The organism is Nocardioides yefusunii, from assembly GCF_004014875.1.
Lineage (GTDB): Bacteria > Actinomycetota > Actinomycetes > Propionibacteriales > Nocardioidaceae > Nocardioides > Nocardioides yefusunii.
The window spans coordinates 693,241-709,834 of record NZ_CP034929.1 but is presented as its reverse complement, the minus strand read 5'-3'; the positions used below and the strand labels follow the sequence as shown (position 1 = coordinate 709,834).

General features: G+C 70.6%; 11 protein-coding genes. 6 read left to right on the top strand and 5 right to left on the bottom strand.

Going from position 1 to position 16,594, the window contains the following annotated elements; genetic code table 11:
- The first annotated feature begins 15 nt into the window (after positions 1-15).
- Positions 16-1,332 carry a collagen-like domain-containing protein gene (locus tag EOV43_RS15815; RefSeq protein ID WP_128219641.1) on the top strand — a complete coding sequence of 439 codons (1,317 nt, stop codon included), beginning with the start codon at positions 16-18 and terminating at the stop codon, positions 1,330-1,332.
- 104 nt (positions 1,333-1,436) lie between these two features.
- Here EOV43_RS15815 and EOV43_RS03135 read toward each other — a convergent pair whose 3' ends face one another.
- Positions 1,437-2,123, bottom strand: a complete 687-nt coding sequence (locus EOV43_RS03135; RefSeq protein ID WP_206611382.1) for a MazG nucleotide pyrophosphohydrolase domain-containing protein — start codon at positions 2,121-2,123, stop codon at positions 1,437-1,439.
- 32 nt (positions 2,124-2,155) lie between these two features.
- On the opposite strand from EOV43_RS03135, the gene EOV43_RS03130 reads away from it, so the two are divergent.
- Complete coding sequence (locus EOV43_RS03130; protein WP_128219640.1) at positions 2,156-3,049, top strand: hypothetical protein; 894 nt, start codon at positions 2,156-2,158, stop codon at positions 3,047-3,049.
- A gap of 57 nt (positions 3,050-3,106) precedes the next feature.
- Here EOV43_RS03130 and mfd read toward each other — a convergent pair whose 3' ends face one another.
- Positions 3,107-6,670 (bottom strand): transcription-repair coupling factor, encoded by a 3,564-nt coding sequence (mfd, locus tag EOV43_RS03125; RefSeq protein WP_378528547.1) that lies wholly within the window; start codon positions 6,668-6,670, stop codon positions 3,107-3,109.
- A gap of 262 nt (positions 6,671-6,932) precedes the next feature.
- Between mfd and EOV43_RS03120 the strand changes: the two genes are divergently transcribed.
- A complete protein-coding gene (locus EOV43_RS03120) occupies positions 6,933-7,505 on the top strand; it encodes a hypothetical protein (RefSeq protein ID WP_164878636.1) in 573 nt (190 codons plus the stop codon).
- Complete coding sequence (locus tag EOV43_RS03115; protein WP_128219638.1) at positions 7,502-7,717, top strand: hypothetical protein; 216 nt, start codon at positions 7,502-7,504, stop codon at positions 7,715-7,717. The genes EOV43_RS03120 and EOV43_RS03115 overlap by 4 nt, the downstream gene beginning before the upstream one ends.
- A gap of 81 nt (positions 7,718-7,798) precedes the next feature.
- On the opposite strand, the gene EOV43_RS03110 is transcribed toward EOV43_RS03115, so the two are convergent.
- Complete coding sequence (locus EOV43_RS03110) at positions 7,799-8,578, bottom strand: 3'(2'),5'-bisphosphate nucleotidase CysQ (RefSeq protein ID WP_239022201.1); 780 nt, start codon at positions 8,576-8,578, stop codon at positions 7,799-7,801.
- 362 nt (positions 8,579-8,940) lie between these two features.
- Between EOV43_RS03110 and EOV43_RS03105 the strand changes: the two genes are divergently transcribed.
- Positions 8,941-10,920, top strand: a complete 1,980-nt coding sequence (locus EOV43_RS03105) for a glycoside hydrolase family 26 protein (protein ID WP_128219637.1) — start codon at positions 8,941-8,943, stop codon at positions 10,918-10,920.
- 121 nt (positions 10,921-11,041) lie between these two features.
- On the opposite strand, the gene EOV43_RS03100 is transcribed toward EOV43_RS03105, so the two are convergent.
- Positions 11,042-14,149 carry a fibrinogen-like YCDxxxxGGGW domain-containing protein gene (locus tag EOV43_RS03100; RefSeq protein ID WP_164878635.1) on the bottom strand — a complete coding sequence of 1,036 codons (3,108 nt, stop codon included), beginning with the start codon at positions 14,147-14,149 and terminating at the stop codon, positions 11,042-11,044.
- 202 nt (positions 14,150-14,351) lie between these two features.
- Here EOV43_RS03100 and EOV43_RS03095 point away from each other — a divergent pair, with 202 nt between their 5' ends.
- Positions 14,352-15,635, top strand: coding sequence for a hypothetical protein (locus tag EOV43_RS03095; RefSeq protein ID WP_128219635.1), 1,284 nt, complete (start codon positions 14,352-14,354; stop codon positions 15,633-15,635).
- Here EOV43_RS03095 and EOV43_RS03090 read toward each other — a convergent pair.
- Complete coding sequence (locus EOV43_RS03090; protein WP_128219634.1) at positions 15,606-16,571, bottom strand: sulfotransferase domain-containing protein; 966 nt, start codon at positions 16,569-16,571, stop codon at positions 15,606-15,608. The two genes, EOV43_RS03095 and EOV43_RS03090, sit on opposite strands and share 30 nt — an antisense overlap.
- Positions 16,572-16,594: the final 23 nt, after the last annotated feature.

Genomic DNA, 16,594 nt, shown 5'->3' with positions numbered 1-16,594 from the left:
CGTACGCTCCGTCCCATGAACTCTCCCCTCGTCAGGACTGTGACGGGCGCGCTGGCATCGCTCGCGCTGCTCGGACTTTCCACGATGCCTGCCTCCGCCGCCCCCCGCACCTACGTCAACGACGACGACCAGATCGCCGCCTGCATCGACACCACGAACGGCACTGTTCGCCTTCTCCGCGGCACCGCCAAGAAGCGCTGCCAGAGTGGCGAGTCCCTGCTCCGCTGGAACATCCAAGGAGAGAAGGGAGCCAAGGGCGCGAAGGGCGACAAGGGCGCGAAGGGCGACAAGGGCGCGAAGGGCGACCGCGGCGCCACCGGAGCCACCGGCGCAACGGGTGCCACCGGCCCTCAGGGCGCAACCGGCGCCACCGGCCCTCAGGGCGCAACGGGAGCCACCGGTGCCACGGGCGAGACCGGAGCCACCGGCGCAACTGGCGCTCAGGGACCTCAGGGCCCCAAGGGCTCCCAGGGCGCGACGGGCGCGCAGGGCCTCAAGGGTGCAACCGGCGCAACCGGCGCAACCGGGGCAACCGGGGCAACCGGCGAGAAGGGCGACACGGGTGCGACGGGCGCTCAGGGCCTCCAAGGTGTCCGCGGCGTGGCCGGTCCCCTCGGTCCTCAGGGTGCCCAGGGCCTGCAGGGTCCTGTCGGAGCAACCGGCCCGCAGGGCAAGCAGGGCGAGACCGGAGCCACCGGCGCCAAGGGCGACAAGGGCGACACCGGCGAGAAGGGCGAGACGGGCGCACAGGGCCTGATCGGAGCCACCGGCCCCCAAGGCCGGCAGGGTCTCCAGGGCGAGAAGGGCGAAGCCGGAGCCACCGGCGCAACCGGCCTCCAGGGTGAGACCGGCCCCCAGGGCAAGCAGGGTGCCGCGGGCGCCACCGGCGCCAAGGGCGAGAAGGGCGACAAGGGCGACACCGGCGAAAAGGGCGAAAAGGGCGACACCGGAGCCACCGGCCCTCAGGGCCTCCAGGGCCTCCAAGGCCTCCAGGGACCCCAGGGCGACCAGGGACCCCAGGGCGTGCAGGGCCCCCAGGGACTGAACAACGTCACCCTGCGCGGCCAGTGGCACACCACCACCCTGCACGGCGGCAACCAGACCTTCGTCGGCGGCGTGTGCGCGGCCAACGAGATCGCCATCAGCGGCACCTACTCGGTCTCCTACAACCAGGAACACGGCGCCGCGATCTCCAGCGGCCTGGTTCCGCTGACCAAGGACCTCTACCCGAGCGGCGCCGCCCGCCTCGACCGCTGGTCCGTGACGCTTCCGGTCACCCACATGCAGGCGGTCGGTGTGCAGGTCTACACGGTCTGCGCCCTCCTTCCCTGAGCAACGACAGATTCAACTCCGTCCACGGAGCACCTCGCCACGACGCCCGACCGGAAACGGTCGGGCGTCGTGGCGAGCTCGGCGGCACACCGTGGCCGCGTCGGTCAGCGTGCGTCAGGCAGACGTCGTCGCACCGCGCCGCGCAGGGCCTGCTCGGCATCGACGCCGGTGGCCCGTGCCCGCTCGACCAGCGCCAGGAGCGCGTCACCGATCTCCTCCTCCACCCCGACCGGGGCAGCCACCTCAGGCCGGGCCTCGGCCTCACCACGCTCGAGACGGCCCAACACCTTCGAGGCCCACATCAGGGCCGGGAGATCGGCGGGGATGCCGGCCGTCGGGGAGATGGTCGCCCGTTCCGCCTTCTCCGCCTGCTTGGCCACCTGCCACAGGGCGTTGACCTCGTCGGGCGTCAACGACGCGTCCGGGGACTCCCCCACGACGTGCGGGTTGCGGCGCCGCATCTTGGCGTCGATGTCCGCGGCCACGTCGGCGATCGTGAAGTCACCGCGTTCCTCGGCGATCGCGGCGTGGAAGTAGACCTGCAGCAGCACGTCGCCCAGTTCCTCGCGCAGGTGTGACCAGTCGCCGGTCTCCTCGCCCTCGTCGATCGCCTCCAGCGTCTCGTAGCTCTCCTCCAGCAGGAACCGCTTGAGCGAGGTGTGGGTCTGTGCCTGCTTCCACGAACAGCCGTCGCGCAGGACCCGCATCAGGTCGGCGAAGGCCAGCAGCGGGTGCTGTTGCACGGTGGACGGATGTGCGGTGGACGGAGTGTCGTTCTGGGTCTGGACCACCCCACCATTCTGCGGCACCCGAGGCGGAGTCCGTGCCAGACTCCCGCAGGCCCAACCCGCTCGACTCCCCCTGCGAGGCACCGATGTTCCCGCGTTCCCCCCGCTCTGCACGCCGCTCTGCACGCCGCTCTGCACGCCGCTCTGCTCGCCACACTGGTCACCGCACTGGTCACCAGGCTGCGCTGACCGCTCTGGGGTTCCTGCTGGCCCTGCCGACGACGCTGCTCGCCAGCACCGTGCACGCCGCCGACGCCGTCCCGACTCCGAGCACCACCACGGGCGACGACATCGTAGCCAGCACCCCCGGCAGTCCCACGCCGGCTCCCCGCACCGCTGCCGACATCGCGAACGAGCTGCGCGGCCGCCTGTTCTCCATCGAGTACAGCGAGACCAAGCAGATCGCCAACCACAACGCCGGCGCCCAGGCCGACCGCAACCGCGTCAACACCACCTACTCGGCCGCCGCCGGGAAGGCCGGCAAGGAGCACTCCGCCGCGATCCAGAAGGCCGACCGCGCCCGCGGCACCGTGATCGACGCCGTCACGGCGTCCCACCGGGCCGCGATCGCCCGTGCCGACCGGATCTGGAACCGCAAGGTCTCGGCCGCCTCGACCCTCTCGCAGCGTCACTGGCGCACGGTCGTGCGTGCCGCCGATGCCGAACACCGACGCACGGTGAAGGCTTCCGCGACCAGCGGGAAGAAGGTCTACCGGGCGGCGCAGACGACGCACGGCCGCGCGGTCACGGCCGCCAACCTGGGTCGTGACACCGCCACCGCAGCAGCACGCCGGGTCCGCGAGACCGCTCTGGCCTCCATCGACGCGGCGAGCCGGACGTACACCGACGAGGTACACGCCACGGCGGAGGCCGAGCGGGTCCAGGCCTACGCCGACTACGCCGCGGCGATGGCCACGATCACCGGCTGACCCTGACGTCTCAGGGCCAGCCCCACGATCAGGCCAGCCCCACGATCAGGCCAGCGATCAGGCCGGTGGCGGGTCGATGATCTGGTCGATCACTCCCCCGGCCCAGGCCAGCAGCGGGATCCCGGAGGCCTTGTCCTTGCCGACCGGGCGCGGTACCAGCATGGCGTCGAGCTGGGAGTGCAGCTTCGACTTCGGGTACATCCGGGCAAGGCGGACCTGACGGGAGTCGGGCAGTTCGACCGGCGCGAACTTGACGTTCTTGCCGGCGAGCGCGACCTCGGTCAGCCCTGCCCGACGGGCGCGGGCACGCAACCGGGCGACCACCAGGAGCGACTCGACCACCACCGGCGGCGGACCGTAGCGGTCGACGAGCTCGGCGCGGATCGCGTCGACGTCGTCGTCGCTGCGGACCTCGGAGAGCCGCTTGTACATCTCCAGACGCAGACGTTCGGAGGAGACGTAGTCGTGCGGCAGGTGGGCGTCGACGGGCAGGTCGATGCGCACCTCCTCGTCGACCTCGGAGTCCTCACCGCGGAAGTCGGCCACGGCCTCGCCGACCAGACGGACGTAGAGGTCGAAACCGACGTCGGCGATGTGACCGGACTGCTCGCCGCCGAGCAGGTTTCCGGCACCGCGGATCTCGAGGTCCTTCATCGCGATCGCCATGCCGCCGCCGAGGTCGGAGTGCTGGGCCAGCGTCGCGAGCCGCTCGTGCGCGGTCTCGGTGAGCGGCTTCTCCGTCGGGTACAGGAAGTAGGCGTAGGCACGTTCACGGGAACGTCCGACGCGTCCGCGCAGCTGGTGCAACTGGCTCAGGCCCAGCTGGTCGGCGCGCTCGATGATCATCGTGTTGGCGTTGGAGACGTCGAGGCCTGACTCGACCAGCGTCGTGCAGACCAGGACGTCGAACTTCTTCTCCCAGAAGTCGAGCATCACCTGCTCCAGCTGACGTTCGTTCATCTTGCCGTGCGCGGTCGCGACCCGGGCCTCGGGCACCAGTTCGCGCAGCTTGGCGGCCGCGGAGTCGATCGACTGGACGCGGTTGTGGATGTAGAAGACCTGGCCGTCGCGCAGGAGTTCGCGGCGGATCGCGGCGATCACCTGACGGTCCTCGTAGCCACCCACGTAGGTGAGGACCGGGTGACGCTCCTCCGGCGGGGTCGTGATCGAGGACATCTCGCGGATGCCGGTGATCGCCATCTCCAGGGTGCGAGGGATCGGCGTCGCCGACATCGAGAGCACGTCGACGGAGGTCCGCAGACGCTTCATCGCCTCCTTGTGCTCGACGCCGAAGCGCTGCTCCTCGTCGACGATGATCAGGCCGAGGTCCTTGAACTCGACCTCCTTGCCGAAGAGGCGGTGGGTGCCGACGACGATGTCGACCGAGCCGTCCTTGAGGCCGGCGAGGATCTCCTTCGCCTCCTTGTCGGTCTGGAACCGGCTCAGGCCGCGCAGGTTCACCGGGAACCCGCTCATGCGTTCGGTGAACGTCGAGAGGTGCTGGGTGACCAGCAGCGTCGTGGGGACCAGGAGGGCGACCTGCTTGCCGTCCTGGACGGCCTTGAACGCTGCCCGGACCGCGATCTCGGTCTTGCCGTAACCCACGTCGCCGCAGACGAGACGGTCCATCGGGACCGTCTTCATCATGTCCGACTTCACCTCGTCGACGGTGGTGAGCTGGTCGATGGTCTCGTTGAACGGGAACGCGTCCTCGAGCTCGCGCTGCCACGGGGTGTCGGGGCCGAAGGCGTGGCCCTTGGTGGCCTGACGCGCCGCGTAGAGCTTGATCAGCTCCGAGGCGATCTCCTTGACCGCCTTGCGGGCCTTGGCCTTGCGGTTGGTCCAGTCGGCACCGCCGAGGCGGTCGAGGGCAGGCGCCTCACCGCCGACGTACCGAGTCACCTGGTCGAGGGTGTCGGCCGGGACGAGGAGTCGGTCGGCCGGCGCACCGCGCTTGGCCGCGCCGTACTCGAGGACGAGGTACTCCCGCGTCGCACCCTGGACGGCGCGCTGCTCCATCGCGATGAACTTGCCGACGCCGTGCTTCTCGTGGACGACGTAGTCGCCGGCCTTGAGTTCGAGCGGGTCGATCTGCTTCTTGCGTCGGGTCGGCATCTTCCGCATGTCGCGGGTGGAGGCCTTCTGACCCGTGAGGTCCTCGCCGGTGACCAGCGCGGACAGCGTCGTGGGGTCGACGAGACCGGCCGCGAGGTGTCCGCAGGTGACGGTGACCGCGCCGGGCGGTGCGGGCTCGCCCTCCTTGACCAGCGTGGCGGGGATGTCGTGCTCGAGCAGCACCTGGACGGTGCGCTCGGCGGTGCCGGCGGCGGGCTGGACGACGGTGACGGCGTAGGAACGGTCGAGCCACTCGCGCACGTCGCGGACCGCGCGTTCGAAGTCGCCGCGGTACTGCTCGGCGGGGGTGTGCCCCAGCGCGCGCGAGACGACGGCGCCGTCGATCGCGTCGACGTCACTGACTCGCCCGGAATCAGCGGGGTCGTCGTCGATGCCGAACGGCGAGACCGACCACCAGGCCATGCCTCGGGCCAGGGCGTGCTCGCGCACCTCACCCATCTCGCGGTAGGAGGCGGAGTCGAGGTCGATCGGGGCGGTGCCTCCGCTGGCTGCAGCAGCCCAGGAGGCAGCCAGGAACTCCTCGCTGGTGGCGACGAGATCGTGGGCGCGGGTGCGTGCCCGTTCAGGGTCGAAGACGACGACGGTGGTGTCGACTCCCATCAGGTCGACGAGGAGTTCCATCTCGTCGACGAGGACCGGGGTCAGTGACTCCATCCCCTCCACTGCGATGCCGTCGGCGAGCTTGTCGGTGATCTCCAGCAGCTGCGGGTGCGACTCGCCCAGGGCACGGGCGCGCTCCCGGACGGCGTCGGTGAGCAGGAGTTCGCGGCACGGCGGTGCCCAGAGCCGATCGGTCTCCTCCAGAGTGCGCTGGTCGGCGACCGAGAACGCCCGGATGGTGTCGACCTCATCGCCGAAGAACTCCACGCGCAGGGGGTGCTCCACGGTGGGCGGGAAGACGTCGACGAGGCCACCACGGACGGCGAACTCACCGCGCTTCTCGACCAGGTCGACGCGGCTGTAGGCGGCGTCGACGAGCCCCTGGACGACGTCGTCGAGCTCAATCTCCTGGCCCTTGACCAGCTCGACCGGGGCGATCTCGGCCAGGCCCTTCACCTGCGGTTGCAGCACCGACCGGATCGGGGCGACGACCACCTTGAGCGGGCCGTTGGTGAGGTCGGTGCCAGGGTGCACCAGACGGCGCAGGACCGCGAGACGTCGGCCCACGGTGTCGCTGCGGGGGCTGAGGCGCTCGTGCGGGAGCGTCTCCCAACTCGGGAAGAGGGCGACCTCGCTGGGCTCGAGCAGGTCGCCGAGCTCGGCGACCAGGTCCTCCGCCTCACGCAGGTTGGCGGTGACGGCCAGGACCGTACGTCCGGCGACCGCGGAGAGCGCGTGCACGACGAAGGGGCGCACACCAGCGGGGCCGGTGAGGTCCAGGGAACGCGTGGCCGAGGCGTGCTCGACGGCCTCGCCCAGGACGGAGTCCTGGAGCAGTCGTTCGGCGAAGCGGGTCAGCGGGGTGGGCGGGCTCTGGGCCGTCACGGGAGTCCTCTCGGCACGCAGTCAGGCCCCGGCCGGCCGGCACGGGGAGGGACAGCTTTCGATCCTACGCGGCCGCCTCAGTCGCCAACCAGCGCACGGACCGAGGCGGCGGCGCCTGCAGCGTTCTCCGGCGCGGTCATGTCGGGACGAGGGAGAATGGGCGGGCGAGTGCATGTCTCGGGTGCCTCGTCCACTGCCGTACCCCGCGGCAGCGCGGTGTCGTGCCCCCATGTGCGCCGCGACTCTCCCCAGAAAGGCACCCATGTCCACTCCGACGCTCACTCGTCCCCAGGCTTCCCGGCGGAACCGCCGGCGCACCCTGCGTGCCTTGGCCTCGCTGACCGCCGTCAGCATGGTCGGCCTGACTCCCGTGGCTCTGTCCGGCATCGCGGTGGCCGACGACGTCACCCCGACGTCGAACACCTCTCCCACCACGTCCCCCAGCGAGTCTCCCGCCCCTGCCCCGGCCCCACTCGCCACCCGCGCCACCCTCCGCGGCAGCAGCTACTCGTCCGAGCTGAACTACGGAACCAGCGGCTTCGTCTACGCCGACCTGCACGAGGCAGCAAGCGGCCGCAGTGTCTTCGAGACCGGCACCATGCGTCTCCAGCAGTCGGTGGCCGGAGGCGCCTGGACCACCACCGGCCTGAGTGCGCCGGGCGGTTACCGCTCGTTCGAGGTGAAGCCCAAGGCCACCACGCGCTACCGCATCGTGTTCAGCGGCGGCACCAACCGTCGCGGCGTGGCTTTCGCTCCCAGCACGTCCGCACCGGTCACCTACACCGTGACCCGCACCGGCAAGTACAGCGGCTCAAGGGTCGCAAGCTCACCGTGAAGCTGACCCCGAAGTCGAAGGGCACCAAGCTCGTCTTCAAGGTCAGCAAGAAGCGCAACGGCAAGTACACGACCTTCAAGGCCGTGCGGACCAACGCCCAGGGCAAGGTGACCATCACTGTTCCCCGAGGGACGCGTCATTGGCGTGTCGTCACGGCCAAGAACGCCAAGTTCGGTGCCGCCACCTACCAGTTCAGCACCTACGGACGCTGACCAGGAGGCAACTCACTGCTCGGGCACGCGACCTGACGGAGCCCCGCCCGGCACCAGCCGGGCGGGGCTCCGTCAGTGGTGTCAGTCGATGCCGTGACGTCGCACGAATCCCACGATCGTCTCGGCCAGCTCGGGGCGACACACGATGAGGTCGGGCAGCTGCACGTCGTCCTTGTTGTAGACGAGCTCGGAGCCGTCGACGCGGGAGCAGAGCAGGCCGGCCGCACGCGCCACCGCGACCGGTGCCGCGTTGTCCCACTCGTACTGGCCGCCGGCGTGGACGTAGGCGTCGGCGACGTCGCGGACGACGGCCATCACCTTCACCCCGGCACTGCCCATGGGGACCAGCTCGGCGTCGATCTCGGCGGCAAGCTTCTCGACGAAGGCGGGCGGGCGGGAGCGCGAGACCGCGATCCGAACCTTCTCCGACGTACGCGGGGGCACGACGACGGGGTTCAGCGTCGAGAAGGTCTCACCCAGGGCAGGCTGGGCGACGGCACCGGCCACGAGGACACCGTCCACCCACAGCGCGACATGGACGGCCCAGTCCTCGCGGGGCGGTTCGGAGAACTCACGGGTGCCGTCGAGCGGGTCGATGATCCAGACCCGGGAGGCGGAGAGGCGGGCCTTGTCGTCGACTGCTTCCTCGGAGAGGACCCGGTCGTCAGGGCGGTGCTCGGCCAGCAGCGCCGCCAGCACCTCCTGGGCAGCGGCGTCACCGGCGTCCTTGAGTGCGCGTCCCTCGAGGCCCTGAGCGCGTACCTCCAGCAGGCGTGCACCTGCCTGTTCGGCTGCCCACACCGCGAAGGCGTGGTCGTCGGTGGTCACGGCTTCGGGCATCGGGCTCTGCTCGCTGTTCACGGCGGTCAGCCTACCCACCGCGGCACTGCTCATACGCCTGTTCCCCCGGCCCGCGGGAACATGCCCTGGTCGGGCTATGCCGGCGACCAAAGTGGCTGCTTGTGGGCGGTTTTCGGCGTTTCTCACCCTGCCGACGTGGGATACCTTTCATTGGGTACTCCGAATTGGGTATGCAGGAGAAACCGCGTCACCAGAACCAGGTACCCAAGAGCCCCGTGCTCCTCCCGTGGACGGGCGCCGCACCACCACTCCCGGCCACACCCCGCCTGCCCCACAGGTGCACCGCCGCACCTGGCACCCCGGGCGCACTGCCGCACCACGCCCCCACGTCGTGCCCCGGACATCACTAGAAGGGATCACTCGTGCTCACCACTGCCACCGCACGCGCCCTCGCACTCACCCTCGTCACCTCCGCTGCCGGCCTCGCACTCTCCTCAGCCGCCACGGCCTCCCCCACAGCGCCAGCGAACACGTCCTCGGCGAGCTCCACCGGATCGACCTACCAGGAGCGCGTCGTCGCCAAGATCGGTCTGTCGTCGCTGCTCAAGACCGCCGACAGCGGCACCCGCATCGCGACCCTGCGCCGCTCCCACCTCACCGCCCACGCCCGGGCCACCGCCACGGCCCTGGTCACCGACAGCCACAAGGTCGACCGGACCTTCTCCGACGCCCGGATCACCCGCTCCAGCGGACTCGCGCGCAGCACCTACGGCCGCGACGCCCTCTACACCCACAACGACGCCGGGGACACCAACCGCCTCTTCGTCGTCAACAGTGCCGGCGCGACCCGGGCCGTGCTCCGGCTCACCGGCGCCACGCACCAGGACTGGGAGGACATCGCCTCCGGACCGAAGAACACCCTCTGGGTCGGCGACATCGGAGACGACCGACGCACGCGCAAGCAGATCGTCGTCTACAAGGTGACCGAGCCCAAGGAGCTCCCCGACAACGGTTCCGAGATCAAGGCAGCCGCCACCCGCTACACGTTCACCTACCCCGACGGTGCCCGCGACGCCGAGACCCTGCTGGTGCACCCGAGCACCGGACGCCTGTACGTCGTGTCGAAGGCGTCCAGCGGCGCAGCCGTCTACGTCGCGCCCAGCACACTGTCGACGACGTCGACCAACAAGCTGACCAGGCTCGCCGCGGCTCCTGCCGGCATCACTGCAGGCTCCTTCTCCCCCGACGGCCGGCGCGTGGTCCTGACCAGTGCCACCACCGCCTGGACGTCAGCGACGCCCGGCGGCGCCGCGACCGTCACCGCACTGCCCGCCCGTGCCCAGGGCGAGTCCGCCGAAGTGGCCCGTGACGGTGTCCGGCTCCTGATCGGCAGCACCGGGGTCCGCTCCTCGGTGCTCTCGGTCGCTCTCCCCGGCGCTCCGGCCACGGTCCCGGTCACCCCCACGCCCACCCCGACGCCCACGCCGACCCCGACGCCCACGCCGACCCCGACGCCCACGCCGACCCCGACGCCCACGCCGACCCCGACGGTCACGCCAACGCCGGTGAGCCATCCGCTGGCCCCGGCCTACGTCAGCTCGAAGACCTACTTCGGCACCGCGCTCTCGGGTTCGGACGGCTCCATCGCCCAGGCCCTCTCGATCAACGACGCGTTGTTCGGGAAGCTGCCGGCCGTGCGCCAGTTCGACCCCACGGTCCCACCCGAGGGCGCCTGGTCGCGACGCACCGTCCTCAACGACCGCGTCCTCGTCACGTCGTTCCGGGAACCGCCGGCCGACATCCTCGCGGGCAAGTACGACGACCGCATCGTGCGGTACTTCAAGGAAGCCCCCACCCAGAAGCCGATCTTCTGGAGCTACTTCCACGAACCCGAGCCGCACGTCGTCAAGGGCGAGTTCACCACCGCCGAGTACAAGGCAGCCTGGCGTCACGTCGCCGCCCTCGCGGGCAAGGCCGGGAAGAGCAACCTCTACCCGACGCTGATCCTGACCGGCTGGACCACCGAACCCGCCTCGAAGCGCAACTGGCGCGACTACTACCCCGGCGACGAGTACATCTCCGTGGTCGCCTGGGACCCCTACAACTCCGCCACCGGCACCCCCACGAGTTACCCCGATCCGGCGAAGCTCTACGCCAGCGTGCTCAAGGCGTCGCGAGAGTCGGGCAAGCCGTGGGGCATCGCCGAGACCGGATCCGCGTTCGTCCCCGGAGACACCGGCGCGGGACGAGCAGCCTGGCTGACCAAGGTCGGCAACTACTTCGACGAGCAGGGCGCTGCCTTCGTGACGTACTTCCAGTCCAACCGCGACGGCAACTTCAAGCTGACCGACGCCCCCTCCGTCGCGGCGTGGTCGGCCTTCGTCCGGGGCAGCACCGAGTGACCTCCCTGCCGCGTGCCTGACCCCGCCAGGTGACGCACGCACGCACGGCCCCGACCTGATCTCCAGGTCGGGGCCGTCTCATGTCCGCGGCCACGACTGCGCCAAGACGTCGCAGGCCGGTTCAGCGTTGGACGAGCGTGGCCGTCAGGTCGAAGGTGGCGTCCGGCGTGCGGCGGTAGTTCACGTGCGTCTCGGCCGTGATCACGTTCGTGCCCGAGCGGAGCAACGCCGCCGGAACCTCGACGACCAGCGGGGACGCGAGTGCCACCCCAACGCGTCGCGCGCTCGGAGCGTAGGTGGTGTGGGTGACCGCTCCGTCGCGCATGTTGCTGCGCCCCACCTCGGTGCCGTTGACGTGGACGACGACGCCGTCGTCGCCGCGGGTGTTCAGGGACAGCGTGACCACCTTGGAGGCGTCCGCGACCTGGAAGCTGCGGCGGAAGTAGGCAGTGATCGGACGACTGGCAGGGTCACTGAAGGTGTCGATGTCGGTCTTCACCGACGTGTGGCCCCAGCCCAGGGGTGCCGCGCCGGAGGACCATCCGGTGGTGCTGGCGTCCGCCCCGGTCCAGCCGGCGTCGGGCGCCGCGGTCCGGTACCACCACTGCCACGTCGACCCCGCCGGGACGACGGTGCTGGAGCTGGTCGCGAGGACGGTGACCGTGCGCGTCGTCGTGCTGGTGGCTCCCTCGGCGTCGCTGACCCGCAGCGTGACGGTGTAGGTGCCGGCAGTGGCGTAGGCGTGGGATGCCTTCACGCCGGTCGCGGTGCTGCCGTCGCCGAAGGACCAGTTCCAGGAGGTGACGGCAGTGTCGTCGCTCGACGACGAACCGTCCACGGTGACGGTGCGGTCGGTGACGTCGGTGGTGAAGGCGGCCTCCGGGGCGCGGTTGGCGAGGCCTGGCGTGACGGTCCGGGCGGGGCTGCTCGGCCCGACGTTGCCGGCCCGGTCGACGGCCCGGACGAAGTAACGGTGCGTACCCGCGTGGGGAACCGTGAGGGTGGTGGCACCGGTGACGGTGGCGATGGTGCGGTCCCCGCGCAGCAACTCGTAGGTGGCTCCACCGGCCGGATCGCTGACGCTCGACCACCCGAAGGTCACCTGGCTGGCGCTCTGGGACCGGACCACGAAGTTGGCCGGTGCCGGGGGCGGCGTGGAGTCGCTGCGCTGGAAGCGGGCGAAGCCGCCGGAGAACTTCTGGCCCTGGCCCGTGCGGACGGTCTCGATGTCTCCGCCGGCCCAGACGTTGCCGAGCGAGTCGGTCTTGATCGCCCACGGCCCCGATCCCAGTCGCATCGACAGGTTGGGGGTGAACGAGGGGACGTAGTCACCGGTGCGGGCGTTCCAGACGCCCATCCACTTGATCGTGTCGGCCTGCTTCCAGCCGCTGTTCAACGTCTCCCACTGGTACGCGCCGGAGTAGTTCCACTGTGCGCAGTGGCAGGCCGCGTAGACGAGGTCCCCGTCGGTTGCTGCAGCCTGGAAGTCGCCGCCCTTCTTGGAGATGTTCGAGGTGAGACGCGAGAAGGTCGAGGTGTCGAACTGGAACAGGGCGTGCTCGGCGCCACCGACGAAGAGACGGTTGCCGACCTGCTGCACGGCCTGCTGGTAGTTGTTGTCGGCGTTGCTCCACTTCGGCGCGAACGTGGGCCCCGAGAGCGGGGCACCGGCCCCGGTGCTGATCGAGGCGACCCGGAACGTGGCCGCACCGTTGGTGGTGGAGAAGTAACCGACCGGGTAGACGCGGGTTCCGTCGTCGGAGGCGTCCAGGTCGATCACGGATCCGTTGAGGTCGACCGACCAGTCAGCGGCCGGAGTGGCTGTGGCGGCGTCGATCTTGGCCAGGTTGCGGCTGTAGACCACCCGTCCCGGTGCCGTCCCTCCGGACAGGTGGGTGAACGCGCCACCGACGTACAGCTGGTTGCCCTGGACGTCCAACGCACGGACGCGGGTCGCGCCTCCGGTGGAGCGGTTCTCGAGGAGGACGTTGAACGAGGAACGCGTCGCGCCGGTGACGGGGTCGAGCCCGACGAGCGCGGCGGCGGGCGCCCCGTTGGCCTGGCTGAAGTTGCCGCCCGCGACGACAGTGCCGTTGGGCAGGGTCGCCAGGGCCTTGACCTGTTCGTTCAGCTGGGGTCGGAACGTGGGGTCCCACTCGCCGGTGGCGACGTCGAAGGCCGCCAGGTAGGACTGCTCCACGCGACCGGTGCCGGCAGCGTCCTTCTGGACGTGGCGGAAGTTGCCGCCCACGTACATCCGGTTGCCGTGCTGGGCGAAGGCCTGGACCTCGACGCTGCCCTCGACCGCCACCGAACCCTTCAACCCGTTGACACCCCACGGGGTGACGAGGGCGTTGGAGTTGAGGCTCGCGGGCAGCGGACGGGCAGCCGTGCCGGAGTCGGGGACGGCGGTGAACCCGGCGTCGGTGGAGGTGACCTTGGGCCGCAGGTAGACCTGCGTGTAGGGCAGCGCGCCCCCGCGACCGTTCACCGCTGACCAGAGGTAACTGGTGGCGTCGGTGTAGCCGGTGATGCTGGTGCCGAACCCGAAGCCGACCTTCCACTTCTTGGTCGCGTCGGTGCTGTTGGTGACGCGGTTGTAGAGCTGGCCGGACCCGAAGCTCTCGGTGGTGCCCGAACGACCACTCAGGAGTCCGATGTTCCAGGACGAGACCGCATGCTCGGCGCCGAAGGTCCAGGTCCAACGCGACTTGTCGGCGAACTTGAACCGAGCGTCCTGCCAACTGGTGCCGGCCTTGTTCTGAGCACGACGCAGACGGACGCCGTCGGCGAGGGCGTCGACGCGGGTGTCGTTGAGGAGCTGGTCGATGCTGCGCGAGGGCAGCTGGACCGTGGCCGAGGACATCGGCACGGTGTCGGGGCTCAACAGCGCCGCAGCGGCGCCCTTGCCCTCGTACTCGGTGGTCCAGCCGTCGCGTCCCTTGCCGACGAGCACCCAGCCGCCACCGTCGGTGCTCTGGTCACAGTAGAACTGCTGGGGCGCGGACATCGCCGGGGTCAGGAGCCAGTAGACGCCGCTGGGTGCCGAGGAGCGCTTCTGCTTGATCTCCCAACAGGAGCCCGCAGCGGTCTCCATCGACCTGCCCAGCTGGTCGGCAGGGATCGCCGCGCCGGCCGCCGACGACGTCGTACCGGCGACGACCGGCAGGACGGCGGCGGAGAGGACGAGTGCGGCGGTGGTGGTGAACGCGCGCCTGAACAACTTCATGGGACCCCCGTGCGAAGTGTCCGGCGCCCGGACGACAGGTGGCTGTCGGGCGCCGATCAACCGGAGACCAACTCCGGTACAGGGGCGACTGTAGGGCGCTGTGCACGGCCATGAACGGGTGCAGAGTTCTATTTCCCAGATATGCGGTACCCCGTTCGGCGAGTGCCGGAATGCGTCGCCTCTGGCCACTACGGTGAGCCGCGTGGAAGCGCTGCGCATGCTCACCGAACAGCTCTGGGAACCCGGTCTCGGCGACCGGGTCCGCACCCGCGTCGTGCCCACGGGCCGGACCGACGAACCCGACGACGGGTGGTGCACCGCCGAGGAGTACTGGCTGTTGGGCGGCCCGCAGACGCCGCGGCTGCTGGTGCCGGTGGCCCCACGCGTCGTGCAGCGGGCTGCGCTCACCCACTACCGCGGACTGCGCCGTCCGGCCGCCAACGCCGGCCGGGCCCTGCTCGGTGCGGCGGCAGGAGCCGGGGCACCGCTGGCTCGCCACCGCCTGCTGGTGCAGGTCCGTTCCCCCCAGGACGCAGCCCTGCTTCCGCTCACGGTCCTGGCCCGTGCCCTCGACCGGCCGCGGCTGCACGCCACGTTCGGGGTCCGGATCGGGGCTAACCGCAAGGCGACCCTGCACCTCCTCGACGACGACGGCACGTCCGTCGGGCACGCCAAGTTCGGCTGGAACGCCACCGCCGACGCCTACGTCCGGACCGAGTCCACGGTCCTGACCGCCCTGGCCCGGAGCGCGGGCCCGGCTGTCCCCGGGACCCTGCATGCTCCGGGGTTGTTGGCCGCGCTCGAGCAGGGGGGACGTCCCGTCGTCGTGGTGGCACCCCTGCCCGACGACGTCCGGGGTGCCCGTGGATCGCTCGGCGTCCCCTCCGCGCAGGAGTTCTACTCGCTCACACCCGTGGTCCGCACCGGTCCGGCGGCGAGCACCGCCCACCTGGCTGCGTTGGGGTGGCGGGTGGACGCGCTCGCCGGTGACGACGCGGTCCCGGCCAGTCGCGCCGTCCTCGCCGCGGCCCGTGACCTGCTGGCGCGGGTGCACGCCGACCCGCGTGCCGTGCCGATCCAGGCCAGGTGGCACGGCGACCTGACGCCCTGGAACTGTGCGCGCGGTGCCGACTCCGAGCTGTGGGCCTGGGACTGGGAGTCCTCCGAACCCGACGTCGTGGCCGGACTCGACGTCCTGCACTGGCACTTCAGTCTCGCGCGAGAGGCCGGCGCCCTGGCCACCGTGCGGTTGGCCGACTGCGTGCAGCAGGGCAGGGCGCACCTGGCAGCGGCCGGGATCGCGGCCTCCGAGACCGGGCTGGTGCAGGCGGTCTACGCCCTCACCGTCGTCGAACGGGCGGCCTCGCTGGCACTTCGGGACGGTGGGTGGGACCGGGTGTGGATCTCGCCGGAGCGCCTCGGATCGCTGGTCGCGGAGGCACGCGACCAGCTGGTGTCAGCCGAGCCCGTCGGCGTCGCCGGCTGAGTCCGGAGACGTCCAATCGAGGTCGAACCCGAGGAAGTCCTCGAGGGCGAGGTTGTGCGGGGCGTAGAACTCCGCGAGCTCGGAGCGGACCGGCTCGGGCACCGACGACTTCCGGTGCGAGGCGTTGAAGGTGCGGGTCGTGGGCAGCGTGACCCGGTCCAGCCCCAGGAACTCCGAGACCTGGTCGAAGACACCCTGCACGTCGCCGTACATGTCCTCGCTGCGCAGCACCAGCACCTGGTCGCGGTGGAAGTGGGTGAGCCAGTTCTGCAGCTGCGGCAGGTAGATCCCGCGCGATCGGTAGGAGTACCAGTCGTGCGAGGTCGAGTGGTAGGTCGGATCGGCGAGCATCCGGTCGATCTCACCCTCCAGACGAGCGGGTTCAGCGGCGAGTGCCTCCGCGAACCCCAACGGCTCGACACCGTTCTGGGTCCGTTCCTGGTAGTGCGACCAGGCCCGTTCGACCGGGTCCCGCAGCAGCACCAGAGCCTTCACTCCCGGGTACTGGGCTGCGACCTTCCCGGCGATCCGCGGGTCCCACAGGTAGTAGGGGGAGGCCTCTCCCCCGACCGGTGCGTACCCCAGACGACGTTCGATCCGCTCGCGGTGGCGACGGGTGTGGAAGTGCGAGCGGTACCAGCTCTCGGAGTGCTGGTCGTCGGCGAAGAAGAAGTCGGTGCTCTTCTTGCCGCGGCTCTCGGGGAACAGCCCCAGCACGCCCGGGTGCATCAGGAGGTAGTTGAACAACGAGGTCGTGCCACCACGCTTGGTCCCGGTGATCAGGAAGTCCGGCCCCGGACGGTCCGCGACCGTGGCCAGCGCCGCTGCTCGGGTCGAGACGTTGGCGAGGTCCTTGGCCCACCGCGGCGAACGGTCCTTGAGCTGCGACAGGCTCGGCAGCGTGGGGGTCAGGGCAGTGGGTACGACGCTCGGCATGGCGTGACTCTAGGCGGGGTCGC

Bases quoted from the DNA above. Each gene is read 5' to 3' on its own strand.
- EOV43_RS15815 (WP_128219641.1), top strand. From the start codon at position 16: ATGAACTCTCCCCTCGTCAGGACTGTGACGGGCGCGCTGGCATCGCTC.
- EOV43_RS03100 (WP_164878635.1), bottom strand. From the start codon at position 14,149: ATGAAGTTGTTCAGGCGCGCGTTCACCACCACCGCCGCACTCGTCCTC.
- EOV43_RS03120 (WP_164878636.1), top strand. From the start codon at position 6,933: ATGTCCACTCCGACGCTCACTCGTCCCCAGGCTTCCCGGCGGAACCGC.
- EOV43_RS03090 (WP_128219634.1), bottom strand. From the start codon at position 16,571: ATGCCGAGCGTCGTACCCACTGCCCTGACCCCCACGCTGCCGAGCCTG.